Consider the following 24,006-nt stretch of genomic DNA (forward strand, 5'->3'; position numbering starts at 1 on the left):
TCCCGGTGCCGGGCGGCCGGCGGGTTCAAAGGTTGGGTGCCAGCAGGCGCTCGAGTTCGGATTCGCTCTGCTTGCGCCGCGCGGCCTGGTCCTGCAGCTGGTCGTGCCCGATCTTGCCGACGTTGAAGTACGTGGCGTCGGGGTGGCTCAGGTAGAAACCGCTCACGCTGGCGGCCGGCATCATAGCGAGGCTTTCGGTGAGCGTCATGCCAATGTCCGCGCAACCCAGAAGGTCGAACATCGGGCGCTTCACGCTGTGGTCGGGGCAGGCTGGGTAGCCGGGCGCGGGGCGGATGCCGCGGTATTTCTCGGCGATCATCTCGTCATTGCCGAGCGCCTCGTCGCTCGCGTAGCCCCACAAGTCGGTGCGCGCGCGATGGTGCAGCGCCTCGGCAAAGGCCTCGGCCAGCCGGTCGGCCAGCGCCTTGAGCATGATGGCAGAGTAGTCGTCGAGGTCGTCGGTGAAGTACTTCTCCTTCTTCTCGACGCCCAGGCCCGCGGTGACCGCGAACACGCCCACGTAGTCCGCCAGGCCGCTGTCCTTCGGCGCGACGAAGTCGGCCAGGCAGCGGCTCGGGCGCATCACGCCGTCGATCACGTGCTTCTCTGCCTGCTGGCGCATGCCGTACCAGGTGAGCGCCACTTCGCTGCGCGTCTCGTCGGTATAGAGCGCGATGTCGTCGTCGTTCACCGTGTTGGCGGGCCAGAAGCCCACCACGCCGCTTGCGGTGAGCCAGCGCCCTTCGATCAGTCGCTTGAGCATGCGCTGGCCGTCGGCATAGACGCGCACGGCCTCGGTGCCGACGACCTCGTCCTTGAGGATCGCGGGGAACGGCCCGGCCAGGTCCCAGGTCTGGAAGAACGGGCCCCAGTCGATGTACTTCGCGAGCTCGGTCAGGTCGAAGTTCTTGAACACGCGCCGGCCGATGAACTTGGGCACCGGCGGCACGTAGTTCGACCAGTCGATCGGCGTCTTGTTGGCGCGCGCCTTGGCGAGCGGCCACAGCGGCACCTGCTTCTTGTTGGCGTGCTGCAGCCGCACCTTGTCGTAGTCGGCGTTGATCTCGCCGATGTAGGCGGCCGCCTGATCCGACAGCAGGCTCTGCGCCACGCTCACGCTGCGCGAGGCGTCGGGCACGTAGACCACGGGGCCTTCGTAGTGCGGTGCGATCTTCACGGCCGTGTGCACGCGGCTGGTGGTGGCGCCGCCGATCATGAGCGGGATCTTCCGGATGCGGAAATGGTCGTCCTTCTGCATCTCGCCGGCCACGTACTGCATCTCCTCGAGGCTCGGCGTGATCAGGCCCGAGAGGCCGACGATGTCCGCGCCCTCGACCTTGGCCCGGGCCAGGATCTCGTGGCACGGGACCATCACGCCCATGTTCACCACCTCGAAGTTGTTGCACTGGAGCACGACGGTGACGATGTTCTTGCCGATGTCGTGCACGTCGCCCTTCACCGTGGCGATGATGATCTTGCCCTTGGTGCGCACGTCGCGGCCCGCGGCCTCGTCCTGGCGCTTCTCTTCCTCGATGTAGGGAATGAGGTGGGCCACGGCCGACTTCATCACGCGCGCCGACTTCACCACCTGCGGCAGGAACATCTTGCCCTGGCCGAACAGGTCGCCCACGATGTTCATGCCGTCCATCAACGGGCCTTCGATCACGTGCAGCGGCCGGCCGCCCTTGGCGAGGATCTGCTGGTAGGCCTCTTCGGTGTCCTCGACGATGAAGTCGGTGATGCCGTGCACCATGGCGTGCGACAGGCGCTGGTTGACGTGCACCGGATGCTCCGGCGTGCCGCGCCATTCGAGCTTCTTGCTGTCGTCCTTGGCACCGCTCTTGGCGGTCTCGGCCACTTCGACCAGGCGCTCGCCCGCATCGGAACGGCGGTTCAGCACCACGTCTTCCACGCGCTCGCGCAAGGTCGGCTCGAGGTCGTCGTACACGCCGACCATGCCGGCGTTGACGATGCCCATGTCCATGCCGGCCTGGATCGCGTGGTAGAGAAACACGGTGTGGATCGCTTCGCGCACCGGGTCGTTGCCGCGGAAGCTGAAGCTCACGTTGGAGACGCCGCCCGACACCTTGGCGCCCGGCAGGTTCTGCTTGATCCAGCGCACCGCGTTGATGAAGTCGACCGCGTAGTTGTCGTGCTCCTCGATGCCGGTGGCGATCGCGAAGATGTTCGGGTCGAAGATGATGTCCTCGGGCGGAAAGTCCACCTCGTCCACAAGGATGCGGTAGGCGCGCTCGCAGATCTCGATTTTGCGCTCGAAGGTGTCGGCCTGGCCCTTCTCGTCGAAGGCCATCACCACCGCCGCCGCGCCATAGCGCCGCACGAGCCGGGCCTCGTGCTTGAACTTGTCGACGCCTTCCTTCATGGAGATGGAGTTGACGATGCCCTTGCCCTGGATGCAGCGCAGCCCCGCCTCGATGACGTCCCACTTCGAGCTGTCGACCATCACCGGCACGCGCGCGATGTCGGGCTCGCTCGCGATCAGGTTCAGGAAGCGCACCATCGCGGCCTTGCTGTCGAGCATGGCTTCGTCCATGTTGATGTCGATCACCTGCGCGCCGTTCTCGACCTGCTGGCGCGCCACGGCCAGCGCCTCTTCGAACTGGCCGTTCAGGATCATCCGCGCGAAGGCCTTCGAGCCGGTGACGTTGGTGCGCTCCCCGATGTTGACGAACAGCGAGCCGGCACCGATGGCCACCGGCTCGAGGCCGGACAGCTTCATCGCGGGAACGGGGGTCGTGGAAACATCACTCATCGGGGCTCACCTGTGCAGGGAAAAACGGCAGGTGAGCGTCGTTGGCGGCTTGCGCCCCGGCCAGCAGGGCGCCTTCCAAGCCTGACGGCGGGCCGCTGTGTGGGCCGCCGCTGCAACGCTCCTTGGAAGGGAGCGTGATTTTACCGGCTGCGGCAGGCGCCGCGGCCGCGCGGGGGCGTTCAGGCGCCCTGGCGCGCCATCCCGTCCGCTGGCGCGGGCGTGGCGGGGGCGGCCGAGGCCGGCAGGCCGAACACGCGGTCGAAGCCCCAGTTGAAGACGAAGGTGTAGACCAGGAAGAACACCACCAGGCCCAGGTCCATGACGAGCGCCTCCCAGAGCGACACGCCCAGGCCCCAGGCGAACAGCGGCACCAGCACCGCGATCAGGCCGCCCTCGAAGCCGATCGCATGGGCGATACGGCGGCGCAGGCTGCGCCCGCGAACCAGCTGGCGCGCTTCCCAGCGCTCGAAAAGCGCGTTGAACAGCAGGTTCCAGATCACCGCGACCACCGAGGCCGCGACGGCCAGCGCGCCCGAATGGCCGAGCCCCGCGCCCGTCATCAGCGCCAGCCCGGCGCTGGCGGCCACGATGGCGATCCCTTCGTAAAGAGCGATGTAGACGACGCGGCGTTGGATGCCCTGCATGACCTGTTCCTCTGGCAAATGAAAAAGCGATGCCTGGACTTTATTTGTGATTTGCTGATATAAAAAGTTAACTTGTTTCAGTTTTATTGATAGATCGACACCCATGGCCTTCTCCAGCGACAGCGTCGAAGTCTTTCTGGCCGTGATCGACCACGGCTCCTTCTCGGCCGCGGCGCGTGCGCTGCACAAGGTGCCGTCGGCGGTGAGCATGGCGATCGCCAACCTCGAGGCCGAGCTGGCGCTGCCGCTGTTCGACCGCAGCGGCCGCGAGCCACAGCCGACCGCCGCCGCGCGATCTCTGGAGCCGCAGGCGCGGCTGCTCGCGGCGCAGCTCAAGCAGTTGCAGGTGCAGGCGCTCGCGCTCACGCGGGGGCTCGAAGACCGCCTCACGCTGGCGATCGCGCCCGAACTGCTGGCGGCGCCCTGGAGCGGTCCGCTCGCGGCGCTCGCCGACGAATACCCGCTGCTGCAGGTCGAGGTGCTGGCGGCGCCGCAGGCCGATGCGCTGGCCCTGCTGCACAGCGGGCGCGCGCAGCTGGCGCTGGTGTTCGAGCGGCCGAGCCTCGACGGCCGCGAAGGATTCCAGGAGGTGGGCAGCGACACCATGGTGGCGGTCATGGCGCCCGGCCATCCGGTGCTGCAGGCGGCCGCGGGCCAGCGCCTGCGCGAGGAGCACCTCACGAACACGCGGCAGATCGTGGTGGCCGGACGCGACCTCGCCACCAGCGACCCGCGCTTCGTGTTCGCGCGCCATGTCTGGCGCACCGACAACGCGCTGGCCGCGCTGAGCCTGATCACCGCCGGCCTCGGCTGGGGCTGGCTGCCGCGCAATTTCGCCCGGCCGCACGTGGCGACCGGTGCGCTGGTCGAGATTCCGTTCGAGAACCTCAGCAACGGGCTCGACCTGTGGGTCGACGTGGTGTGGTCGCGCGAGCGGCCGCTGGGGCTGGGCGCGCAGCGCTTCGTGGCGTTGATTGCGCGGGACCGGCAGGCGGCCAAGGCGGCTGCCGAGGGTTGACGTGGAACCGGACAATGTCATAACATACAAGCAAAACTTGAAGGGAGTTGTTGTCATGACCGTCACCAGCATCTCGAGCCGAGATTTCACCCGCGACGTCGCCGCAGCCAAGCGGGCGGCAGCCGACGGCCCGGTCTACATCACGAACCGGGGCGTGCCCGAATACGTGCTCCAGCGCATCGAGGACTACGACCGTGTCCACGGCAAGGCGGACATGTCGCTGCTCGCATTGATGGACAGCCTTCCGTCCACGGAGGATGTCGCCATCGACTTCCCGCGCGCCGACCTCGAATTGAAGACGCCGGACCTCGGCTGATGTACCTCCTCGACACCAACGTCGTATCGGAACTCCGGCACGGCAAGCCGAACCCATCGGCGGCGGTTCGCGAGTGGGCGGCATCGATCCCCCAAAGTCACTTCTTCCTTTCCGCGGTCACCGTGCTCGAACTCGAGACCGGAATCCTGCGGATGGAGCGAAAAGCGCCTCCCCAGGGCGGCGCCCTGCGCCGTTGGTTCGAAAGCCTGCGTCTCGCCTTCGACGGCCGGATCCTTCCGTTTGGCGCAGAAGCCGCCATGGCCTGCGCGCCGATGCATGTGCCCGACCCGAAGAACTATCGCGACTCGATGATCGCGGCGACAGCACTGACCCATCGCTTCACGCTGGTCACGCGCAACATCCGCGATTTCGAGAACACCGGCGCCAAGCTGCTCAATCCCTGGCCGACCGGCGACTGAAAGGCAAAGCGGGCGCGCTCAGTTGCGGCTCCCGTGGCCGCCACCCCGGCCGCCGCCTTCGCCACCGCCCCGGCCACCACCGCCCTTGCCTTCCCCGCGCCCATGCGGGCGTCCGCCGCCGCCACTTTCGTGTCGCCCGCCACCGGGGTGCATCTGCGGCGGGCGCGATGGCGGTCCGGGCCGATGCACGGGCTGGGGCCGCGGCGGCTTGAACCCGGGGTCGCCCGGCGGGCGGAAGCCCGGACCCGGGTGCGGGCGCGGGTGGCCCGGCGCGTGCGGGGGGCGCACGCCGTGCGCCGGCCCGGGCTTGAAGCCAGGCCCCGGCCAGGGCCGCGGCTGCCAGGCCGGCCGCACCGGCGGCGGCGGACGCCAGCCCGCCACGGGCGGTGGCGGCGGCCTGCGGCCCCACCAGCGCCGCTCGCCGTACCAGGGCCGGTCGCGGTAGTAGTTGGCCCAGTAGTTGCCGATCACGAAGGTCACGACGGGCACGCCGATCGTTGCGGCATAGGTCGCGAGCGGCACGCGCTGCTCCTGCCACGCGTAATCGAGGCTGCGCGACCAGACCCAGCCGCGGCCACCGTCGGGCAGCACCACGTCGCACCAGCCGTAGCCGCTGGTACAGCCGATCACATCGAGCGGCTGGCCGGGCGCCAGGCGCGCCACCAGCGGATAGTCGCCCGACGGGCCGGCGCGCAGGTTGACCGACGCGCGCGTGTAGGCCTGCTGCGCGGCCGCCAACAACGGCAGCGCAAACGCCAGCGCACCGATGCCGAGCCAGCGCAAGGAGAAGGAATGCTTGGGGTTCATGGCGAAGGGGCTTTCTTGTGTGCGCCCAGCCTAGGCGCAGCCTCCATCACCGTCAATCAGCCGACGGCGCGCTCTTCCTCCCTCCGTGCGAACACCGCGGAACCGGCTTTGCCGGGCCGCTGGTGTTGCCCCCTTGAGGGGGAGGCGGCTACACGAAGTGAGCCGCTTCGGGGGTGGGACAGTCAGGCGGCTTCGCGGTAGAAGCCAGCGCTGTTGTTCAACAAACGCACGGGCATCGGCGCCACGGCCTGGCCGATCGCCGCGATGTGGTCGGGCGTGGTGCCGCAGCAGCCGCCGACGATGTTGACGAGCCCTTCGGCCGCGAATTCGTGCAGCAGCCGCGAGGTGACGTCGGGCGTCTCGTCGAAGCCGGTCTCGCTCATCGGGTTGGGCAGGCCCGCGTTCGGGTAGCAGCTGATGAAGGTGTCGCCCGCGACCTTGGCCAGCTCCTGGATGTAGGGCCGCATGAGCGCCGCGCCAAGTGCGCAGTTCAGGCCCACGGCCAGCGGCCGGGCATGCCGCACGCTGTGCCAGAACGCGGTCACGGTCTGGCCGCTGAGGATGCGGCCCGAAGCGTCGGTGACGGTGCCGCTGATGATCAGCGGCAGGCGCTCGCCGCTCGCCTCGAAGTACTCGTCGACCGCGAACAGCGCGGCCTTGGCATTGAGCGTGTCGAAGATGGTCTCGACCAGCAGCAGGTCGGCGCCGCCCTCGACCAGCGCCTCGGTCTGCTCGTAGTAGGCGGCGCGCAGTTCCTCGAAGCTCACGTTGCGCGCGCCGGGGTCGTTCACGTCGGGGCTGATGCTCGCGGTCTTGGGCGTGGGGCCGAGCGCGCCGGCCACGAAGCGCGGCTTGTCCGGAGTGCTGAACTTGTCGCAGGCCGCGCGCGCGAGCCTGGCGGATTCGAAGTTCATCTCGCGCGCGAGGTGCGCCATCTTGTAGTCTTCCTGCGCGACGGTGGTCGCGCCGAAGGTGTTGGTCTCGACGAGGTCGGCGCCCGCGGCGAGATAACCTTCGTGGATGTCGCGGATCACGTCGGGCCGGGTCAGCGAGAGCAGCTCGTTGTTGCCCTTGACGTCGCGCTCGAAGTCCTTGAAGCGCTCGCCGCGGTACTGCGCCTCGGTGAGCCTGAAGCGCTGGATCATCGTGCCCATCGCGCCATCGAGGATGGCGATGCGCTTTTCGAGGATGCCGGCAAGGGCCTGGCCGCGGGTGTAGACGAGGGGCTTCATAGACCCCGATTGTAGGAAGCGGGGGCTGGCCCTGGCGGCTGTCAGCCCTTTGGCGCGGCTTCGACGAACGCCAGCATCGCCTCGATCATCCGGCGCACATGCGGCTGCACGCCCGCGGCCACGTCGGGCAGGTAGTCGAAGGGCAGCTGCTCCTGCATGTAGCTCGACTGCGTCATCTCGAGCTGCACCGCATGCACGCCCGCGGCCGGGTTGCCGTAGGCGCGCGTGATGTAGCCGCCGGTGAAGCGGCCGTTGAGTACCGCGGTGTAGCCCTTCGCCGCCTTGCCGATCTCAAGCAGTTGCGCGGCCAGCACCGGGTCGCAGCTCGTGCCCTTGCCGGTGCCCAGGTTCAGGTCGGGCAGCTTGCCTTCGAAGAAGCGCGGCAGCACCGAACGGATCGAATGGGCGTCCCACAGCGCGACGGTGCCGTGCGCGGCCTTCAGGCGCGCGAGCTCGGCCGCGAGCTGCCGGTGATAGGGCTGCCAGATCGCCTCGCGGCGCTCGGCGACCTCGGCCTCGCCGGGCAGGTCGTCGCGCGAGGCATAGACCGGCGTGTCGTCGAAAGTGTCGACCGGGCACAGGCCCGTGACGCTCTGGCCCGGGTACAGGCTCGCGCCGTCGGGCGGACGGTTCAGGTCGATCACGTAGCGCGAATGTGTCGCCACGAGCACCGAGGCGCCGAGTTCGTCGGCGAAGTCGTAGAGGCGCTCGAGGTGCCAGTCGGTGTCGGGCACGTGGCGCGCCTCGTCGGTCAGGCGCGCGGCGAGCGTGGGCGGCACATGGGTGCCGACGTGCGGCATCGAGATCAGCAGCGGGCGCGTGCCCTGGCGGAAGCGGAAGGCGGGTTCGGTGGTGGTGAAGGGCATGAGGATCTCAATTCTCTTTCAGCAGTTCGCTGCGCGCCGCGGCGAACGCGGCGGCGGCTTCGTGGTGCAGCGCATGGCGTCCGGCCACGACGCGCGGCCGGCCCGCCACCCAGACCGCGTCGATGGCGGAGGTGCGGTGGCTCGCGAACACGTGCGACGACAACGCATCGGCGGCGCCGAGGCCCTGCAGCGCGAGGTGCGCGGCATCGAGCACGACGAAGTCGGCCTGCTGGCCCGCGGCCAGCCCGCCGATGGCGCGACCCGAAGCCTGGGCACCGCCCTGCACCGCGCCGAGCGTGAGCGCGGTGGCCACGTGTGGATGCGCGGGCTCGGCGCCGACGTTGCGCTGCCGACGCGCAAGCCGCTGGCTGTATTCGAGCATCAGCAGTTCTTCCGCGGCATTGACCGTGGCGTGGCTGTCGGAGCCGACGCCCCAGGCGCCGCCGTGCCGGCGCCAGGCCGTGAAGTCGAAGATGCCGTCGCCGAGGTTGGCCTCGGTGGTCGGGCACAGCCCCACGACCGCGCCGCTTGCCGCGCCGCGCTCGTACTCGGCCATGTCCATGTGCGTGGCATGCACCAGGCACCAGCGCGCATCGACCTTCGCATGGTCGAGCAGCCACGCGACCGGACGCTGCCCGCTCCAGGCGATGCAGTCGTCGACCTCCTTGGTCTGCTCGGCGATGTGGATGTGGATCGGCGCGGTGCGGTCGATCGCGTCGAGCCCCGCGAGCGCCTCGGCCAGCGCCCCGGGCGGCACCGCGCGCAGCGAATGCGGCGCAAGGCCCAGGCGTGCGCCCTGCGCGTCGCAGACGGGCTTCAGGGCCTCGAGCAGGCGCAGCATCGAGTCGGTGCTGCGGATGAAGCGGCGCTGGCCTTCATTGGGGGGCTGGCCGCCGAAGCCGCTCGCCTGGTAGAGCACCGGCAGCAGCGTGAAGCCGATGCCGGCGTTCTGCGCGGCGCGCAGCAACGCGAGGCTCAGCGTCGCATCGTCGGCATACGGGCGCTTGCCGATGTCGTGGTGCACGTACTGGAACTCGCACACGCTGGTGTAGCCCGCCTCGAGCATCTCGGCATAGAGCCAGGTGGCGATCGCCTCCATGTGCGCGGGGCCGAGGCGCGCGGCAAAGCGGTACATCAGCGTGCGCCAGCTCCAGAAGCTGTCGGTGGCCTCGGCACGGTGTTCGGTGAGCCCCGCGAACGCGCGCTGGAAGGCGTGCGAATGCAGGTTGGGCATGCCGGGGATCACCGGGCCGTGGGCGGCCGGCGTGTCGGCGCTGCGTTGCGCACCGGCTCGTACCTGCGTGAGCTGGCCCGCGTCGTTCCACGTCAGCAGGACGTTCTTGGCCCAGCCTGCGGGCAGCAGCGCATCGGCTGCGAAGAGCGTTTGTCCTGCTCCCTCTCCCTCTGGGAGAGGGTTGGGGTGAGGGCTCGCATTCATGGCCGCAGGCCCTCACCCTGCCCTCTCCCAGAGGGAGAGGGAAAAGAAATACGCCCCTGCCGCACCACGCAGCGCACCGGCCGCTGGCCGAACCAGTAGGCGAGCTCGGCCGCATCGCGCACGTTCCACAGCACGAAGTTGGCCGGCATGCCCGGAGCGATGGCGCCGTGCGTGGCCTGCAGGCCGAGCGCGCGCGCCGCATGCACGGTGACGCCAGCCAGCGCCTCGGGCACGGTCAGGCGAAACAGCGTGCAGGCCATGTTCATCATCAGCAGCAAGGAGAGCGCGGGCGAGGTGCCGGGGTTGTGGTCGGTCGACACGGCCATCGGCACACCGGCGGCGCGCAGCGCTTCGATGGGCGGCAGGTGCGTGTCGCGCAGCGTGTAGTAGGCGCCGGGCAGCAGCACGGCCACCGTGCCCGAGCGGCGCATGGCCGCGATGCCCTCGGCCGACAGGTGCTCGATGTGGTCGCAGGAGAGCGCGCCATAGCGCGCGGCCAGCGCGGCGCCGCCCATGTCCGAGAGCTGCTCGGCATGCAGCTTCACGGGCAGGCCGAGCGCCTGCGCGGCCTGGAACACCTGCTCGGTCTCGTCGAGCGAAAAGGCGATGCGCTCGCAGAACACGTCGACCGCGTCCACCAGCCCTTCGGCCGCGAGCGCGGGCAGCATCTCGCGGCACACCGCATCGATGTAATCGCCGCTGCGGTTGGCGTACTCGGGCGGCAGCGCATGCGCACCGAGGAAGGTGGTGCGCACGGTCACGCCGTAGGCTTCGCCCAGGCGCCGCGCCACGCGCAGCTGCTTGCGCTCGTGTTCGAGCGAGAGGCCGTAGCCCGACTTGATCTCGATCGCGCAGACGCCGTCTGCCAGCAGCTGCTCGAGGCGTGCGGCGGCCGCGGCAAAGAGCGTGTCCTCGTCGGCCTCGCGCGTGGCGCGCACCGACGACACGATGCCGCCGCCGGCACGCGCCACTTCCTCGTAGCTGGCGCCCGCGAGCCGCATCGCGAATTCGTTGGCGCGCTGGCCGCCGTAGACGAGGTGCGTGTGGCAGTCGACGAGGCCGGGCGTGACGAGCGCGCCGCCGCCATCGTGTGGCGCGAGGCCGGCGAACTCGGCCGGCACCGCATGGCGTGCGCCGACCCAGCGCACCATGCCGCCGGTGACGGCGATCGTGGCGTCGGCCTCGGTGTCCGGCGCAGCGCCGGGCGCTGCGCCCGGTGCCAGGCGCAGCGCGGTCCAGAGGCCGTCGGCCGAGGGAAATCGGTTGGCGGATGTCATGTGTGTGGGGTTGTCTTTCCGCAGCTTACGCCGGCATGATGCGCACCGCGAGAAGCCGTGCACCGGACTCGGCGGGTACGGCCTGCCATGCCGCCGTGTGCTCGTCGGTCCAGTACAGGCCCTCGCCTTCGGCGCAATGGGCGTCGCCGATGCGCCAGGCACCGCGCAGCGCGAGCAGCACGCCATGCGGCGCGGGCGCGATGGTTGCAGCGTCGTCGAGCAGCTGCAGCTCGGCGCGCCACTGGCCGCGGCGCACCATCACATTGAAGTCGTTCGAGGCGCCGCCGAGCAGCGTGCAATCGATGGCCTCGTCGCCGCGAAAGGCGAACGGTCGGTGCGGCACGTCGAGCCGGTGGTCGATGCGCGCGTCGTGCGTGAAGAGGCGCACGCCGTCGCCTTCGAGCAGCATGATCTGGCGGTCGATGCCCGCGAAGACCGAGAACGGGCCGGGCTGCGCGATGGTCGCGATGCTCGCGCGCCAGCCGAAGGCATCGAGCCCCGCGCCCGGCGGCCAGCTTGCGATCTCCTGCGTGGTGCCGCCGCCGTTCTTCCAGGGGGTGGCGGGAAGCGTGGCGCGGGAAAAGCGGACCACGCTCATCGCACCAGCCCGCCCTGCCCCAGCTTGCGCTCGAAGTGCCGGAGCACCAGCGTCATCGTGCCCGTAAGCACGAAGTACACGAGCGCGATGGCCAGGTAGACCTCGAGCGAGCGGTACGACACGCTGATGATCTTCTGCCCCTCGTGCATCACGTCGTGAATGGTGAGCAGCGACACCAGCGCCGAGTTCTTGATGAGCGCGATGAACTCGTTGCCGAGCGGCGGGATCATGCGGATCACCGCCTGCGGCAGCACGATCTCGCGCATCGCCACGCCCGGCGTCATGCCGAGCGACTGCGCCGCCATCGTCTGGCCGCGGTCGATCGACTGGATGGCACCGCGCACGATCTCCGACACATAGGCGCCCGAATACACGCCGAGCCCCAGCACGCCGCACAGGAAGGCCGGCAGCAGGATGCCGAAATGCGGCAGGCCGAAGAACAGGATGAACAGCTGCACCAGGAGCGGCGTGCCGCGGATGGCCGCCACATAGGCGGTGCAGATGCCGTAGAGCCAGCGCCGCTTCGGGTTCAGTCGGCCGACGCCGACCAGCAGGCCGACCACGCAGCCCAGCAGCAGTGCGCAGGCGGTGATCTCCACGGTGACGAGCGCGCCGCGAAGCAGCGCGGGCCAGCCCTGCCAGACCGGCGAGAAATCCAGATCCATGGCGCGCTTACTTGGCGCTGCTGTTGAACCACTTGTTCACGATCTGCGCATAGGTGCCGTCGGCCTTGAGCTTCTCGATCGCGCCGTTCACCGCCTTGGTGAGCTCGGGCGTGTCCTTGCGGATCGCCATGCCGTATTCCTCGGTGGTGATTTGCTCGGGCAGCACCTTGAGGCCGCCGCGCGTGCGCACGTACTGGTAGGCGGCAGGCTTGCCGGTCACCGCGGCATCGGCGCGGCCGATGTCGACGAGGTTGAACATCTCCTGGTTCTTCTCGACTTCGAGCAGCTGCACCTGCGGGTACTTCTCCTTCGTGAAGGCGACCGACTTGGTGCCCACCTGCACGCTGACCTTCTTGCCGTTGATGTCGGCCGGCTTCTGGATCGACGTGTTGCCCTCCTTCACCATCACGACGAGGCCGCCCGCGTAGTAGGGCGCGGTGAAGTCGACGACCTTCCTGCGCTCTTCGGTGATGTAGATGGCCGACACGGCCATGTCGAAGCGGCGCGAGATCAGTCCGGGGATCAGGCCCTTGAAGTCGATGTCGATCCATTCGACCTTGCGGCCCAGGGTCTTGCCGATGGCCTCGACCAGCTCCACGTCGAAACCCGTGCGCTTGCCGTTCTCGACGAACTCCATCGGCGGGAAGGTGGCATCAGTGGCCACGCGCAGCGGCTCGCCCTGCGCTTGTGCAGCGCCGGCAAGACCGAAGAAGGCGAGGCCGGCGAGTGCGGCGGCGACGAGGGTGCGACGGGTGTTCATGTTGAGGAGCTTCCGTGGTGAGAAAAAAAGGGAAAGACGAAGGGTGCGCGCGCTGCGGGCTACTGCAGCGCGCGAGAGATGCGCGCCGCTGTGACGACGGCCATGTGGCGCAATGCAGCTTCCATGCCTTCGACGCGCGTGAGCGGCGCCATCAGCGTGATCGCGCCGCGCAGGCGCCGGTTGGCCGCGAGCAGCGGTGCGCTGGCACCCCAGACGCCGGCATCGACCTCGCCCTGCGTCACCGCATGGCCAGCCTCGCGGATCGCGTCGAGTTCGCTGGCGCGCCGCGCGCGTTGTTCAGGCGGTTCGCCGAGCGCGTCGAGCAGCGCATCGCGCTGCTCGGCCGGCATGTGGGCCAGCAGGCACTTGGCGCTCGCGCCGTCGCGCGCCGGCACGCTGCGGCCGCGGTCGAACGAGCAGCGCAGCGAATGCTCGCTGTCAATCATCTCGAGGCACACCACGCGGTCGTTCACGGCCGTGACCAGCGCGACGCTTTCATGGCTCTGCTGCGCGAGCGCGCGCATGTCGGCACGCGCGGCCATCACGAGGTCGGAGTTGCCGTCAAAGCCGCTCGCGAGCTGCACGCTCACCGGGCCCGGCGAATAGCGCCCGTCGGACTCCATCACGAAGCCCCAGCGCCGCAGCATCGCGATCTGCCGATAGAGCGTGCTCTTCGACAAGCCGGTTTCCTCCACCAGCTGCGCCGCGGTCAGGGCCGAATTGCACTGCGCCAGCACCGACAGCACGCGCAGTGCGCGGTCGTTGTGAGCGGAGGCATCGGTCGGCGGCGTCATCGGAAAGGGCGTGGGCGTCGGATGGAGTGGCGGAATGCGGTCTGCAGTATCTGGCCGGCCGTTCCCACGTCCAAGGCTTCATTCCCATTGAATGGGAATTGGCTGGGTTTTTCTTCCTACCTTCGGCTTACCTTTGTCGGCCGCAACGCGCGCCCTCAGCGGACCATCGGCAGCTTGAGCCCCTGCTTCCTCGCGGTGGCGACGGCAATGTCGTAGCCCGCATCGGCATGGCGCATGACGCCGCTGGCGGGGTCGTTCCAGAGCACGCGCGCGATGCGCTTCGCCGCGGCGTCGGTGCCGTCGCAGACGATCACCACGCCCGAATGCTGCGAATAGCCCATGCCGACGCCGCCGCCGTGGTGCAGGCTGACCCAGGTCGCGCCGCCGGCGGTATTGAGCAGCGCGTTGAGCAGCGGCCAGTCGGACACCGCATCGGTGCCGTCCTTCATCGCTTCGGTCTCGCGATTGGGGCTCGCGACCGAGCCGGTGTCGAGGTGGTCGCGGCCGATGACGATGGGCGCCTTGAGTTCGCCGTTCTTCACCATCTCGTTGAATGCCAGCCCCGCGATGTGGCGCTCGCCGAGGCCGAGCCAGCAGATGCGCGCGGGCAGGCCCTGGAAGGCGATGCGCTCGCGCGCCATGTCGAGCCAGCGGTGCGTGTGCGTGTTGTCGGGGAACAGTTCCTTGATCTTGGCATCGGTCTTGTAGATGTCTTCGGGGTCGCCCGAGAGCGCCACCCAGCGGAACGGGCCCTTGCCCTCGCAGAACAGCGGCCGGATGTAGGCCGGCACGAAACCCGGGAAGTCGAAGGCATTGGCGACACCCTCGTCGAACGCGACCTGGCGGATGTTGTTGCCGTAGTCGACCGTGGGAATGCCCATGGCCTGGAAGTCGAGCATGGCCTGCACATGCACGGCGCACGACTTGGCGGCGGCGGTCCGGAGGGCGTCGTGCTGCGACGGGTCCTTCATCGCGGCTTGCCACTGCGGAACGCTCCAGCCCGCGGGCAGGTAGCCGTTGATCAGGTCGTGCGCGGAGGTCTGGTCGGTCACGAGGTCGGGCCGGATGCCGCCGGCCTTCGCGCGCTTGACCAGTTCGGGCAGCACATCGGCCGCGTTGCCGAGCAGTGCGATCGACACCGCCTCCTTCGCATCGCAGTGCTGGCGGATGAGTTCGAGCGCATGGTCGATGTCGCGCGCCTGCTTGTCGACGTAGCGCGTGCGCAGGCGGAAGTCGATGCTCGACTGCTGGCATTCGATGTTGAGCGACACCGCGCCCGCGAGCGTGGCCGCGAGCGGCTGCGCGCCGCCCATGCCACCCAGGCCGGCCGTCAGGATCCACTTGCCCGCGAGGCTGTTGCCGTAGTGCTGGCGGCCGGCCTCGACGAAGGTCTCGAAGGTGCCCTGCACGATGCCCTGGCTGCCGATGTAGATCCAGCTGCCCGCGGTCATCTGGCCGTACATGAAGAGGCCGAGGCGGTCGAGCTCGTTGAAGTGCTCCCAGTTGGCCCACTTGGGCACGAGGTTCGAGTTGGCGAGCAGCACGCGCGGCGCATCCGGGTGCGTCTTGAACACGCCGACCGGCTTGCCCGACTGGATCAGCAGCGTCTCGTCGTCGCCCAGCTCCTTGAGCGACGCGAGGATCTGGTCGAAGCATTCCCAGTTGCGTGCGGCGCGGCCGATGCCGCCATAGACCACGAGGTCCTGCGGCCGCTCGGCGACCTCGGCGTCGAGGTTGTTCTGCAGCATGCGGAAAGGCGCCTCGGTGAGCCAGCTCTTGCAGTTCAGTTGGCTGCCGCGCGGGGCGCGGATCACGCGCGTCGGGTCGTGGCGGGGGTCGGCGCCTTGCAGCGCGAGGGTGTCGGGAGCATTCATCGGTGGATCTCCAGTTTCAGGAATGGCTGGGAAGGATGTCGCGCAGCGCGCGCGGCAGCTCGGCTGCGAGCGCCCACTGGCGCATGGCTTCGATGTCGGGTGCGAGGTAGCGGTCGCGCTCGAGGAAGGCGACCTTCTGGCGGATGTTGGCGAATTCGGCTTCGACCAGCGCGGAGCTCTTGAGCCCGCCGCCGGGGGCCACGCCGCGTTTGAGTTCGATGCCCTGCGCGGCGGCCATCGCTTCGATGCCCACCACGACCGCCGTGTTGTTCACCATGTCGCCGAGCCGGCGCGCCGCGAAAGTGGCCATCGACACATGGTCTTCCTGGTTGGCCGAAGTGGGCAGGCTGTCGACGCTCGCGGGATGCGCGAGCGACTTGTTCTCCGACGCGAGCGCCGCGGCCGTGACCTGCGCGATCATGAAGCCCGAATTCAGGCCGCCGTCGTGCACCAGGAACGGCGGCAGGCCCGACAGGCCCGTGTCGAGCAAGAGCGCGATGCGGCGCTCGGCGATCGCGCCCACTTCGCTCACGGCCAACGCAATGATGTCGGCCGCGAAGGCCACCGGCTCGGCGTGGAAGTTGCCGCCCGAGATCACTTCGCCGGTGTCGCAGAACACCAGTGGGTTGTCCGATGCCGCATTGGCTTCGATCGCCAACACGCGCGCGGCATGCGCGAGGTTGTCGAGGCAGGCGCCCATCACTTGCGGAATGCAGCGCACCGAATACGGGTCTTGCACGCGCCCGCAGTCGGCGTGCGAGGGCACGATCTCGCTGCCGTCGAGCAGCGTGCGCACCGCCGCCGCGACCGCCACCTGCCCCGGCTGGCCGCGCGCCGCATGGATGCGCGCGTCGAAGGGCTTGATCGACCCCTGGATCGCCTCGAGCGACAGCGCGCCCGACATCAAGGCCGAGGCGAACACGTTCTCGGCACCGAAAAGACCCGCGAGCGCGAGCGCGGTCGACACCTGCGTGCCGTTGAGCAGCGCCAGGCCTTCCTTGGGGCCGAGGACGAAGGGTTCGAGGCCCACGCTGCGCATCGCCTCGGCACCGCCGACCACGCGGCCGTCGGGCAGGGTCGCTTCCCCTTCGCCGATCAGCACGCAGGCCATGTGCGCGAGCGGCGCGAGGTCGCCCGAGGCGCCGACCGAGCCCTTGCACGGGATGCGCGGCATCACGCCCGCATTGAAGAGCGCCAGCAGCGCATCGACGAGCGCGGGCCGCACGCCCGAATGGCCGCGGGCCAGGCTCACGGCCTTGGTGGCGAGTACCAGCCGCACCACCGGCGCGGCCAGCGGCTCGCCCGTGCCCACGCTGTGCGAGAGCACGAGGTTGCGCTGCAGGTCGGCCAGGTGGTCGTTGCCGATGCGCGTGCTCGCGAGCTTGCCGAAGCCGGTGTTGATGCCGTAGACCACCTCGTCGTTCTCGACGATGCGGCGCACGGCGGCTTCGGCACGGGCCATGCCTTCCTGCACCGACGGATCGAGGGCAAGGCGCAGGCCGCTGTGCTGGTGGATGCGGCGCAGCATCGCAAGGTCGACCTGGCCGGGCGTGAGGGTCAGGGTGGCGGGGTTGGAAGGTTGGGCCATGTGAACCTGTCTATACAAGTGGTTGCGTCAGAAGACTTTGGTTGCCGTCGCGGGCTCATCCGAATGAAGGATTGCCGTCGGCGCGAAAGCGGCTGCCCAGGCTGTAGCGCGAGGCCGGGTGCAGGCAGCGCACCCACGTCACCGGGATGTTGCGCGTCCAGGTGCGGCGCGTCAGCAGCAGGCAGGGATCGGCGGGCGCCATCGCGAGGTGGCCGGCCTGTTCGGGCGTGGGCAGCACGGCATCGACGACATGCTCGATCTGGTCGAAGGGCACGTGGCGCACGAGGTATTCGCTGGGCGGCACCGCGGCGAAGTCCTGCGCGAGGTAGTCGGGCACGACCTGCGGGTTGACGTAGCGCTCCTCGAGCTGCACCGGCGTGTCGTTGTCCAGGTGCAGGCAGACGCTGTGGAACACCGAGCTGCCCGCGCGCATGTCGAGCCAGGCGGCCACGTCGGGCGAGGCCGCGAGGCGCTCGACGGCGAGCATCTCGCAGCGGTAGTCGTGGCCGCGCTGGCGGATCTCGCTCGCGATGTTGGCGATCTGCAGCAGCGTGGACTGCGGCTTGGTCTCGGCCACGAAGCTGCCGACGCCGGCCATGCGCACGATGCGCCCCTGCGCCACGAGCTCGCGCAGCGCGCGGTTCACCGTCATGCGCGAAATGCCGAACTGCGCGACCAGCTCGCTCTCGGACGGCAGGCGGTGGCCGGCCGGCCAGGTGCCGTCCTGGATCTTGCGCGAGATGTGGTCCTTGACCTGCGCATAGAGCGCAAGCGAGGGGTCGGCGCGGCGTGCGGCGGGGGTCATTGCGGGTCCGGTCGCCTGTTCAATGCTCGGCCGCCGCCATCGACTCGGCCCGGATCTCTTCGGTCAGGCGCGCCTTGATGGCCATGAACTCGGGCGAGGTCTTGATCGTGTACTTGCGCGGATGCGGGAAGTCGACCGCGATCTCGGTCTTGATGCGGCCCGGCCTGGCGCTGAACACGGCCACGCGGTTGGCCATGAAGATGGCCTCGTCGATGTCGTGCGTGACGAACAGCACCGTCTTCTGCGCCGATTCCCAGATGCCGAGCAGCAGTTCCTGCATCAGCACCCGGGTCTGGTTGTCGAGTGCGCCGAAGGGCTCGTCGAGCAGCAGCATCTTGGGGTCGTTGGCGAGCGCGCGCGCAATGGCGGTGCGCTGCTGCATGCCGCCCGAGAGCTGCTTCGGATAGTGGTTCTCGAAGCCGCGCAGGCCCACCTTGGCGATGAAGAACGCGCTGCGCTCCTTCTGCTCGGCTTCGCTCATGCCGCGCTCGCGCAGGCCGAAGCGGATGTTCTGGGCCACCGTGAGCCAGGGGAACAGCGTGTAGCTCTGGAACACCACGCCGCGGTCGGCACCCGGCCCCTCGATGCGCTCGCCGTCGAGCAGCACCTGGCCGGTGGTGGGAAAGTCGAGCCCCGCGACGATGCGCAGCAGCGTCGACTTGCCGCAGCCCGAAGGCCCGAGGATGGTGACGAAGTCGTTCTCGCGCACCTCGAAATCGATCGGCAGCAGCGCCTGCGTGCTTTGCCCCTTGGCACCGGTGAAGACGCGCGACACGCCCTGGATCGAAAGCTGGTTGTTCGTCATCGTCGTTGTCGTCACAGTGCGGCCCAGGCGAAGAGGCGGCGGTTGAGCGCCTTGAAGGCGAAGTCGGACACCAGCCCGATGACGCCGATCACGATGATCCCGAAGATGATCTGGCCGGTGTTCAGGAGCGCCTGGCTGTCGGTGATCATGTGGCCGATGCCCGAGGACGAGCCGATCAGCTCCGCCACGATCACGTAGGTCCAGGCCCAGCCGAGCACCAGGCGCAGCGACTCGGCGATGCCCGGCGCGGCACTGGGGATGAGCACGCGCGCGACGATGCCGCGGCTCTTGGCGCCCAGCGTGTACGCCGCCTCGACGAGGTCGCGCCGCGCACCGCCCACGGTGACGGCCACCATCAGCACGATCTGGAAGAACGAGCCGATGAAGATCACGAGCAGCTTCTGCATTTCGCCGAGCCCGGCCCAGAGGATGAGCAGCGGGATGAAGGCCGAGGCCGGCAGGTAGCGGCAGAACGAGACGAAGGGCTCGAAGAAGGCCTCGACCGTCTTCCACGTGCCCATGGCGATGCCCAGCGGCACCGCGAACACGGCCGCCAGCACGAAGCCGCCGAACACGCGCCAGACCGTCATGCCCACGTCCAGGCTGAAGCCGTACTCGGTGAAGAGCAGCCAGCCTTCCTTGACCATGGTCGGCGGACTTGCGAGGAAGGTCGGCGAGACGAAGCCACCGAGCGTGGCGACGGACCACGCGAGCACGAACACCACGAAGAAGCCGAGCCCGAGCAGTACCCGCGCACGCGCGCCGATGGGTTCGAGCGGCGCGAATGCGCGGCGCCGCCGCAGGGGCGGAGCCGGTGCGGCGGGCGCGGCCCCTGCGGGCTGCGTGACCTCGCCGGCAGGCGCTGCGCGTGGCGCCATCGGCGGCAGGGCCTTACTTGACGAAACTGGCATCGAAGGTGGCGGCGTAGTCTTCGGGCGCCTTGCGGATCACGCCGGCTTCGAGCAGGATCGTCGTGGCCTCCTTCATGAAGCTCATGAGCTCGCCTGCGAAGAACTTCTGGTTCGCGGCCTTGTCCTGCCAGCGCAGGTAGGCCGACGACTTGGCGAACTGTTCGCCGCTCTGCTTGACGGCCGAGCCCATGATCTCGTTCGACTTGGCCGGGTCGGCCTTGATCATCTCGAGCGCATCGAAGTACGACTTGGTGAGCGCGGCGGCGGCCTTGGGATTGGCCTTGAGCCAGGTCGGCGCGCAGCCCACGGTGTCCATCACCATCGGGTAGTCGAGCGTGGTGGCCAGGATCTTGCCGGCCGCCGGATTGGCGCGCACGGTCGACAGGTACGGCTCGTACGTCATGGCCGCGTCGTTCTGGCCGGCCACGAAGGCCTGCGCGGCGGGCTGCGGCTCGAGCGAGACGGTCTTCACGTCCTTCAAGGTCATGCCGTTCTTGTTGAGCATCCAGGCCAGGCCGAAGTACGGCGCGGTGCCGGGCGCGCTCACGCCGATGGTCTTGCCCTTGAGGTCGGCGAAGCTCTTCACGTCGTTGCGCACCGCGATGCCATCGGCGCCGTAGGACTTGTCCATCTGGAAGATCTGCACGATCGGCACGCCGTTGGCGTTCCAGGCCACATGCGTTTCCACGGTGGTAGCGGCGCACTGGATCGCGCCCGCGGCCAGCGCAAGGTGCCGGTCCTTCTGCGGGATCATCTTGATCTCGACGTCGAGGCCATTCTTCTTGAAGATGCCCGCCTTGTCGGCCAGCGTGAGCGGCGCAAAGCCGGTCCAGCCCGACATGCCGAGCGCAATCTTGGTTTCCTGCGCAGCGGCCGTGCCGGCCAGGCCTGCGGTGCAGGCGAGCGCTGCCAGCAGCGGGGAAATCTTCACAACTAGCGTCTTGACCATGGGGACTCCTGGTTCCGTTCTTGAGAAAGAGATGGCTCGGCGATGCGCCCCCGTCGTCCGTCCGGGTGGCGCGCGCCTCGCATTGTTGCCGTGTGCCCCAACTTGTATATACAGGATAACCCGAGAGAACCTATTCGGTGCATGGCAGGACGACAATGCACCACTTTGCTGTCTATACAAGAAGGGCTTCGAGACTGGCGTTGTGATTGCAAACCTCGTGCCACGGTCATTTCCTGGTGGCTGGGGGACAATCCACGGCCGCGCTCCCTCTTCGCCTTTTCCTTCGTTCGTTCCGTTCTTCCGCCGCCCGCCTGCCGCCCGTGTCCTCGCTTGCCCCCCTCCCCTCCGACGCCGACCACAGCACGTCGAGCGCGCCCGCCGACATCCTCCACGAGGTCTTCGGCTATGCGCAGTTCCGCGGGCCGCAGCAAGCCATCGTCGAGCATGTGGTGGCCGGCGGCGATGCGCTGGTGCTGATGCCCACCGGCGGCGGCAAGTCGCTGTGCTATCAGATCCCGGCCATCGCGCGGCAGCGCGCCGGGCACGGCCTCGCGGTGGTGGTCTCGCCGCTGATCGCGCTGATGCACGACCAGGTGGGCGCACTGCACGAGGCCGGCGTGGACGCGGCTTTCCTCAACTCGACGCTCGACTGGCAGCAGACGCAGGACGTCGAGCGCCGCATGGCGCGCGCCGAGATCACGCTGCTGTACGCCGCGCCCGAGCGCGTGACCACGCCGCGCTTCCTCGAGCTGATGGACGCGCTTGCCGCGCGCGGCAAGCTCTCGCTGTTCGCGATCGACGAGGCGCACTGCGTGAGCCAGTGGGGCCACGACTTCCGCCCCGAGTACCGCGCGCTCACGGTGCTGCACCAGCGCTATGCCGGCGTGCCGCGGATCGCGCTCACGGCCACGGCCGACGCGCTCACGCGGGCCGACATCGTCGAGAGGCTGCAGCTCGAAGAGGCGCGCCAGTTCGTCTCGAGCTTCGACCGGCCGAACATCCGCTACACCATCGTCGAGAAGAAGGACGCGACCACGCAGCTGCTGCGCTTCATCGAACGCGAGCACGAGGGCGATGCGGGCGTGGTCTATTGCCAGTCGCGCAAGCGCGTGGAAGACGTGGCCGTGATGCTGCAGGGCGCGGGCATCAATGCCCTGCCCTACCACGCGGGCCTGGACGCAGCGGTGCGCCAGCGGCACCAGGACCGGTTCCTGCGCGAGGAAGGCATCGTGATGGTCGCGACCATCGCGTTCGGCATGGGCATCGACAAGCCCGACGTGCGCTTCGTGGCGCACCTCGACATGCCGAAGAACATCGAGGGCTACTACCAGGAGACCGGCCGCGCCGGCCGCGACGGCGCAGCCGCCGATGCCTGGATGACCTACGGTCTGCAGGACGTGGTCAACCAGCGCCGCATGATCGACGAGAGCCCCGCGGGCGAGGAGTTCAAGCAGGTGATGCGCGGCAAGCTCGACGCGCTGCTCTCGCTGGCCGAGGCGAGCGACTGCCGGCGCGTGCGGCTGCTGGGCTACTTCGGCGAGAAGAGCACGCCCTGCGGCAACTGTGACAACTGCCTGAATCCGCCGCAGGTGTGGGATGGCACCGATGCGGCGCGCAAGCTGCTGTCCACGGTGTACCGCGTGCAGCAGCAAAGCGGCATCAGCTTCGGTTCGGGCCATGTCATGGACATCCTGCGCGGCAAGGAGACCGACAAGGTCCGCCAGTACGGGCACGAGCGCATCAGCACCTTCGGGCTCGGCGCGGAATTCAGCGAGGTGCAGCTGCGTGGCGTGCTGCGCCAGCTCATCGCGATCGGCGCCGTGGCGGTCGACGCCGAGGCCTACAACACGCTCAAGCTCACCGAAGCCTCCCGCGCTGTGCTGCGCGGCGAGACGCTGGTGTCGCTGCGCGAATCGATCTCGTCGCCCGCCGCACGCAGCGGCAAGGCGCGGCGCGAGAAGGCCGCGCGAGGCGCGCCCTCACCGGCCGCGGCCGCCCTCGACGCCGAGGGCCAGAAGCGCTTCGAGGCGCTCAAGGCCTGGCGCGCCGAGGTGGCGCGCGAGCACAACCTGCCGGCCTACGTGATCTTCCACGACGCCACCCTGGCTGCGATCGCCGAGCGCGCACCGGCCACGCTCGAAGACCTGCAGGGCATCAGCGGCATCGGCACGAAGAAGCTCGAGGCCTATGGCAGCGAGGTGCTGCGGGTGTGCTCGGCTTTCTAGGCGGCCTCAGCGCGGCAGGCGCACCGGCACCGGCCGCGTGAGCAGATCCACGTAGAGCGCGAAGAACCGCGCGTTGTCGAAACGCGTCACCACCTTCATCTTCTGCAGCGGCGCGCCCGCCGGCGGCGTCGTGTAGCCGACCGAGCGGCCGTTCTCGGGATCGCCCGGCCGCGCGATCACGTCCACGTACTCTTCCGAGACCTGGGTCGCGTAGGCGGGATCGAGCAGGTAGGCGATGGTCAGCGTGTCCCAGATGTTCGAGGTGTGGTTCGGGTCCTTCTCGAAGTCGGCGGCAAACCACTCCTGGCGAAACGCCTCGGTCACCGCGGTGGGGCGGGGCGGGTGCGCAATGCGGTCGTAGATCGCCTTGTCCATGAGCACGGTGTCGGTCACGTCGAGCGGCACCACCACCTGCGGGATCGGCAGCCGCACCACGAACTGCGCGGCGTCGGGATCGAACCACCAGTTGAACTCCGCCGCCTTGGTGGTGTTGCCGGGCACATGGACGGCGCCGCCCATGTAGATGATCTGCTTGATCAACGGCACGATCTCGGGGCTGCGCTGCACCGCCTTGGCGATGTTGGTGAGTGGGCCGATCGCGAGCAGGGTCACCTCGTGCGGATGCGCCTTGACCGTGTCGATGATGAAGTCGACCGCGCTGCGCGGCTGCACCTGCGTGTGCGTGGCGAAGCCGTCGGGAATCGGCGCCAGCTCGGCGTCGGTCTTGGGCTCGGGCGTGCTCCAGGCGCCCAGATAGCCGTCGCCGCCGGCCCCGGCCGCCAGCTCGGCCTCGATCGCCGCCCGGTCGTGGTTGAACGCGTAGTTCTCGCCTGCAAACACGGGGATGCGGTGGCCCACACCGAGCCGCTCGACCGATTTCAGCGCCTCGGCCACGCCCTGGCGCAGCCACTTGTTGCCCGACACCACGGTGATGCCGAGGACCTCGACCTTGCCCTCGGCCTGGAGCTGCGCGGCCATCACGCCGAGCTGGCCGTCGTCGCTCATGGTGTTGTAGTCGCTGTCGATGATGATCTTCTGCGCGGGCGGCGGCGCGGCGCCGAAACCCGGCGCGAGCGCAAAGCCGTCGTTGCCGCTGCCGCCCCCGCCGCAGGCCGAAAGTACCGTGGCGAGCAAGGCCGCGCCGAGCCACCGGCGGCGCTGGATTCGCATCTTCATCGTGGTCTCCTCATGGCGGCCGAAGCCGTGTAGAACAAAATGCCAAACGTTTGCGCAAACGTTTGC

22 protein-coding genes and 1 riboswitch are annotated in these 24,006 nt (G+C 68.9%); of the genes, 4 read left to right on the forward strand and 18 right to left on the reverse strand.

Going from position 1 to position 24,006, the window contains the following annotated elements; translation table 11 throughout:
- Positions 1-25: 25 nt before the first annotated feature.
- Entirely contained in the window at positions 26-2,740 is a 2,715-nt protein-coding gene (gene metH, locus AC3A6J_RS14290) for a methionine synthase (protein WP_487861086.1), read from the reverse strand.
- A 59-nt stretch (positions 2,741-2,799) separates the two neighbouring features.
- A riboswitch (S-adenosyl-L-homocysteine riboswitch) is annotated at positions 2,800-2,903 on the reverse strand.
- Positions 2,904-2,952: 49 nt separating this feature from the next.
- Positions 2,953-3,417, reverse strand: coding sequence for a PACE efflux transporter (locus tag AC3A6J_RS14295; RefSeq protein ID WP_487860621.1), 465 nt, complete (start codon positions 3,415-3,417; stop codon positions 2,953-2,955).
- A gap of 103 nt (positions 3,418-3,520) precedes the next feature.
- Here AC3A6J_RS14295 and AC3A6J_RS14300 point away from each other — a divergent pair, with 103 nt between their 5' ends.
- Genes AC3A6J_RS14300 through AC3A6J_RS14310 form a run of 3 tightly spaced genes read left to right on the forward strand, consistent with a single transcriptional unit; the run spans position 3,521 to position 5,170 of the window.
- On the forward strand, positions 3,521-4,435 hold the full coding sequence (locus AC3A6J_RS14300) for a LysR family transcriptional regulator (RefSeq protein ID WP_487860622.1): 915 nt from the start codon (positions 3,521-3,523) through the stop codon (positions 4,433-4,435).
- 55 nt (positions 4,436-4,490) lie between these two features.
- Positions 4,491-4,751, forward strand: a complete 261-nt coding sequence (locus AC3A6J_RS14305; protein WP_487860623.1) for a type II toxin-antitoxin system prevent-host-death family antitoxin — start codon at positions 4,491-4,493, stop codon at positions 4,749-4,751.
- Entirely contained in the window at positions 4,751-5,170 is a 420-nt protein-coding gene (locus AC3A6J_RS14310; RefSeq protein ID WP_487860624.1) for a PIN domain-containing protein, read from the forward strand. The genes AC3A6J_RS14305 and AC3A6J_RS14310 overlap by 1 nt, the downstream gene beginning before the upstream one ends.
- An 18-nt stretch (positions 5,171-5,188) precedes the next feature.
- Here the strand turns inward: AC3A6J_RS14310 and AC3A6J_RS14315 are convergent, their stop codons facing one another.
- From AC3A6J_RS14315 to AC3A6J_RS14385, 15 genes are all read right to left on the reverse strand, one after another.
- Positions 5,189-5,977: an SH3 domain-containing protein gene (locus tag AC3A6J_RS14315; RefSeq protein WP_487860625.1), complete on the reverse strand. Its 789-nt coding sequence runs from the start codon at positions 5,975-5,977 to the stop codon at positions 5,189-5,191.
- A gap of 182 nt (positions 5,978-6,159) precedes the next feature.
- Positions 6,160-7,209: a homocysteine S-methyltransferase family protein gene (locus AC3A6J_RS14320; protein WP_487860626.1), complete on the reverse strand. Its 1,050-nt coding sequence runs from the start codon at positions 7,207-7,209 to the stop codon at positions 6,160-6,162.
- Between the two features lie 41 nt (positions 7,210-7,250).
- Complete coding sequence (gene hutG / locus AC3A6J_RS14325; RefSeq protein ID WP_487860627.1) at positions 7,251-8,075, reverse strand: N-formylglutamate deformylase; 825 nt, start codon at positions 8,073-8,075, stop codon at positions 7,251-7,253.
- 7 nt (positions 8,076-8,082) lie between these two features.
- Positions 8,083-9,513, reverse strand: coding sequence for a formimidoylglutamate deiminase (locus AC3A6J_RS14330; RefSeq protein ID WP_487860628.1), 1,431 nt, complete (start codon positions 9,511-9,513; stop codon positions 8,083-8,085).
- Positions 9,510-10,790, reverse strand: coding sequence for an imidazolonepropionase (hutI, locus tag AC3A6J_RS14335; RefSeq protein WP_487860629.1), 1,281 nt, complete (start codon positions 10,788-10,790; stop codon positions 9,510-9,512). Before hutI ends, AC3A6J_RS14330 begins: the two co-directional genes overlap by 4 nt.
- A gap of 25 nt (positions 10,791-10,815) precedes the next feature.
- Positions 10,816-11,388: a HutD/Ves family protein gene (locus AC3A6J_RS14340; RefSeq protein WP_487860630.1), complete on the reverse strand. Its 573-nt coding sequence runs from the start codon at positions 11,386-11,388 to the stop codon at positions 10,816-10,818.
- Positions 11,385-12,053 (reverse strand): amino acid ABC transporter permease, encoded by a 669-nt coding sequence (locus tag AC3A6J_RS14345; RefSeq protein ID WP_487860631.1) that lies wholly within the window; start codon positions 12,051-12,053, stop codon positions 11,385-11,387. Before AC3A6J_RS14345 ends, AC3A6J_RS14340 begins: the two co-directional genes overlap by 4 nt.
- A gap of 7 nt (positions 12,054-12,060) precedes the next feature.
- Positions 12,061-12,813 carry a transporter substrate-binding domain-containing protein gene (locus AC3A6J_RS14350; protein ID WP_487860632.1) on the reverse strand — a complete coding sequence of 251 codons (753 nt, stop codon included), beginning with the start codon at positions 12,811-12,813 and terminating at the stop codon, positions 12,061-12,063.
- 59 nt (positions 12,814-12,872) lie between these two features.
- Positions 12,873-13,607, reverse strand: a complete 735-nt coding sequence (locus AC3A6J_RS14355) for an IclR family transcriptional regulator (protein ID WP_487860633.1) — start codon at positions 13,605-13,607, stop codon at positions 12,873-12,875.
- 155 nt (positions 13,608-13,762) lie between these two features.
- Complete coding sequence (gene hutU / locus AC3A6J_RS14360; RefSeq protein ID WP_487860634.1) at positions 13,763-15,481, reverse strand: urocanate hydratase; 1,719 nt, start codon at positions 15,479-15,481, stop codon at positions 13,763-13,765.
- Positions 15,482-15,497: 16 nt separating this feature from the next.
- Entirely contained in the window at positions 15,498-17,069 is a 1,572-nt protein-coding gene (hutH, locus tag AC3A6J_RS14365) for a histidine ammonia-lyase (protein ID WP_487860635.1), read from the reverse strand.
- Between the two features lie 55 nt (positions 17,070-17,124).
- Entirely contained in the window at positions 17,125-17,874 is a 750-nt protein-coding gene (hutC, locus tag AC3A6J_RS14370; RefSeq protein WP_487860636.1) for a histidine utilization transcriptional repressor HutC, read from the reverse strand.
- Between the two features lie 19 nt (positions 17,875-17,893).
- Positions 17,894-18,679: an ABC transporter ATP-binding protein gene (locus AC3A6J_RS14375; RefSeq protein ID WP_487860637.1), complete on the reverse strand. Its 786-nt coding sequence runs from the start codon at positions 18,677-18,679 to the stop codon at positions 17,894-17,896.
- An 11-nt stretch (positions 18,680-18,690) separates the two neighbouring features.
- On the reverse strand, positions 18,691-19,557 hold the full coding sequence (locus AC3A6J_RS14380) for an ABC transporter permease (RefSeq protein WP_487860638.1): 867 nt from the start codon (positions 19,555-19,557) through the stop codon (positions 18,691-18,693).
- A gap of 13 nt (positions 19,558-19,570) precedes the next feature.
- The gene (locus AC3A6J_RS14385; RefSeq protein WP_487860639.1) at positions 19,571-20,539 is read right to left on the reverse strand and encodes an ABC transporter substrate-binding protein; all 969 of its coding nucleotides are present in this window, start codon (positions 20,537-20,539) and stop codon (positions 19,571-19,573) included.
- Between the two features lie 320 nt (positions 20,540-20,859).
- Between AC3A6J_RS14385 and recQ the strand changes: the two genes are divergently transcribed.
- Positions 20,860-22,764 carry a DNA helicase RecQ gene (gene recQ / locus AC3A6J_RS14390; protein ID WP_487860640.1) on the forward strand — a complete coding sequence of 635 codons (1,905 nt, stop codon included), beginning with the start codon at positions 20,860-20,862 and terminating at the stop codon, positions 22,762-22,764.
- A 6-nt stretch (positions 22,765-22,770) separates the two neighbouring features.
- Here recQ and AC3A6J_RS14395 read toward each other — a convergent pair whose 3' ends face one another.
- Positions 22,771-23,940 (reverse strand): nucleoside hydrolase, encoded by a 1,170-nt coding sequence (locus tag AC3A6J_RS14395; RefSeq protein WP_487860641.1) that lies wholly within the window; start codon positions 23,938-23,940, stop codon positions 22,771-22,773.
- Positions 23,941-24,006: the final 66 nt, after the last annotated feature.

This window comes from Variovorax sp. Soil_C_39, from assembly GCF_057656815.1.

Coding starts and splice junctions, on each gene's coding strand:
- AC3A6J_RS14345 (WP_487860631.1), bottom strand. CDS start 12,053: ATGGATCTGGATTTCTCGCCGGTCTGGCAGGGCTGGCCCGCGCTGCTT.
- hutI (WP_487860629.1), bottom strand. CDS start 10,790: ATGACATCCGCCAACCGATTTCCCTCGGCCGACGGCCTCTGGACCGCG.
- AC3A6J_RS14300 (WP_487860622.1), top strand. CDS start 3,521: ATGGCCTTCTCCAGCGACAGCGTCGAAGTCTTTCTGGCCGTGATCGAC.
- AC3A6J_RS14295 (WP_487860621.1), bottom strand. CDS start 3,417: ATGCAGGGCATCCAACGCCGCGTCGTCTACATCGCTCTTTACGAAGGG.
- AC3A6J_RS14380 (WP_487860638.1), bottom strand. CDS start 19,557: ATGGCGCCACGCGCAGCGCCTGCCGGCGAGGTCACGCAGCCCGCAGGG.
- AC3A6J_RS14315 (WP_487860625.1), bottom strand. CDS start 5,977: ATGAACCCCAAGCATTCCTTCTCCTTGCGCTGGCTCGGCATCGGTGCG.
- hutG (WP_487860627.1), bottom strand. CDS start 8,075: ATGCCCTTCACCACCACCGAACCCGCCTTCCGCTTCCGCCAGGGCACG.
- hutU (WP_487860634.1), bottom strand. CDS start 15,481: ATGAATGCTCCCGACACCCTCGCGCTGCAAGGCGCCGACCCCCGCCAC.
- metH (WP_487861086.1), bottom strand. CDS start 2,740: ATGAAGCTGTCCGGCCTCGAGCCGGTGGCCATCGGTGCCGGCTCGCTG.
- AC3A6J_RS14340 (WP_487860630.1), bottom strand. CDS start 11,388: ATGAGCGTGGTCCGCTTTTCCCGCGCCACGCTTCCCGCCACCCCCTGG.
- AC3A6J_RS14330 (WP_487860628.1), bottom strand. CDS start 9,513: ATGAATGCGAGCCCTCACCCCAACCCTCTCCCAGAGGGAGAGGGAGCA.
- hutC (WP_487860636.1), bottom strand. CDS start 17,874: ATGACCCCCGCCGCACGCCGCGCCGACCCCTCGCTTGCGCTCTATGCG.
- AC3A6J_RS14385 (WP_487860639.1), bottom strand. CDS start 20,539: ATGGTCAAGACGCTAGTTGTGAAGATTTCCCCGCTGCTGGCAGCGCTC.
- AC3A6J_RS14320 (WP_487860626.1), bottom strand. CDS start 7,209: ATGAAGCCCCTCGTCTACACCCGCGGCCAGGCCCTTGCCGGCATCCTC.
- AC3A6J_RS14355 (WP_487860633.1), bottom strand. CDS start 13,607: ATGACGCCGCCGACCGATGCCTCCGCTCACAACGACCGCGCACTGCGC.
- hutH (WP_487860635.1), bottom strand. CDS start 17,069: ATGGCCCAACCTTCCAACCCCGCCACCCTGACCCTCACGCCCGGCCAG.
- AC3A6J_RS14310 (WP_487860624.1), top strand. CDS start 4,751: ATGTACCTCCTCGACACCAACGTCGTATCGGAACTCCGGCACGGCAAG.
- AC3A6J_RS14375 (WP_487860637.1), bottom strand. CDS start 18,679: ATGACGAACAACCAGCTTTCGATCCAGGGCGTGTCGCGCGTCTTCACC.
- AC3A6J_RS14395 (WP_487860641.1), bottom strand. CDS start 23,940: ATGAAGATGCGAATCCAGCGCCGCCGGTGGCTCGGCGCGGCCTTGCTC.
- AC3A6J_RS14305 (WP_487860623.1), top strand. CDS start 4,491: ATGACCGTCACCAGCATCTCGAGCCGAGATTTCACCCGCGACGTCGCC.
- AC3A6J_RS14350 (WP_487860632.1), bottom strand. CDS start 12,813: ATGAACACCCGTCGCACCCTCGTCGCCGCCGCACTCGCCGGCCTCGCC.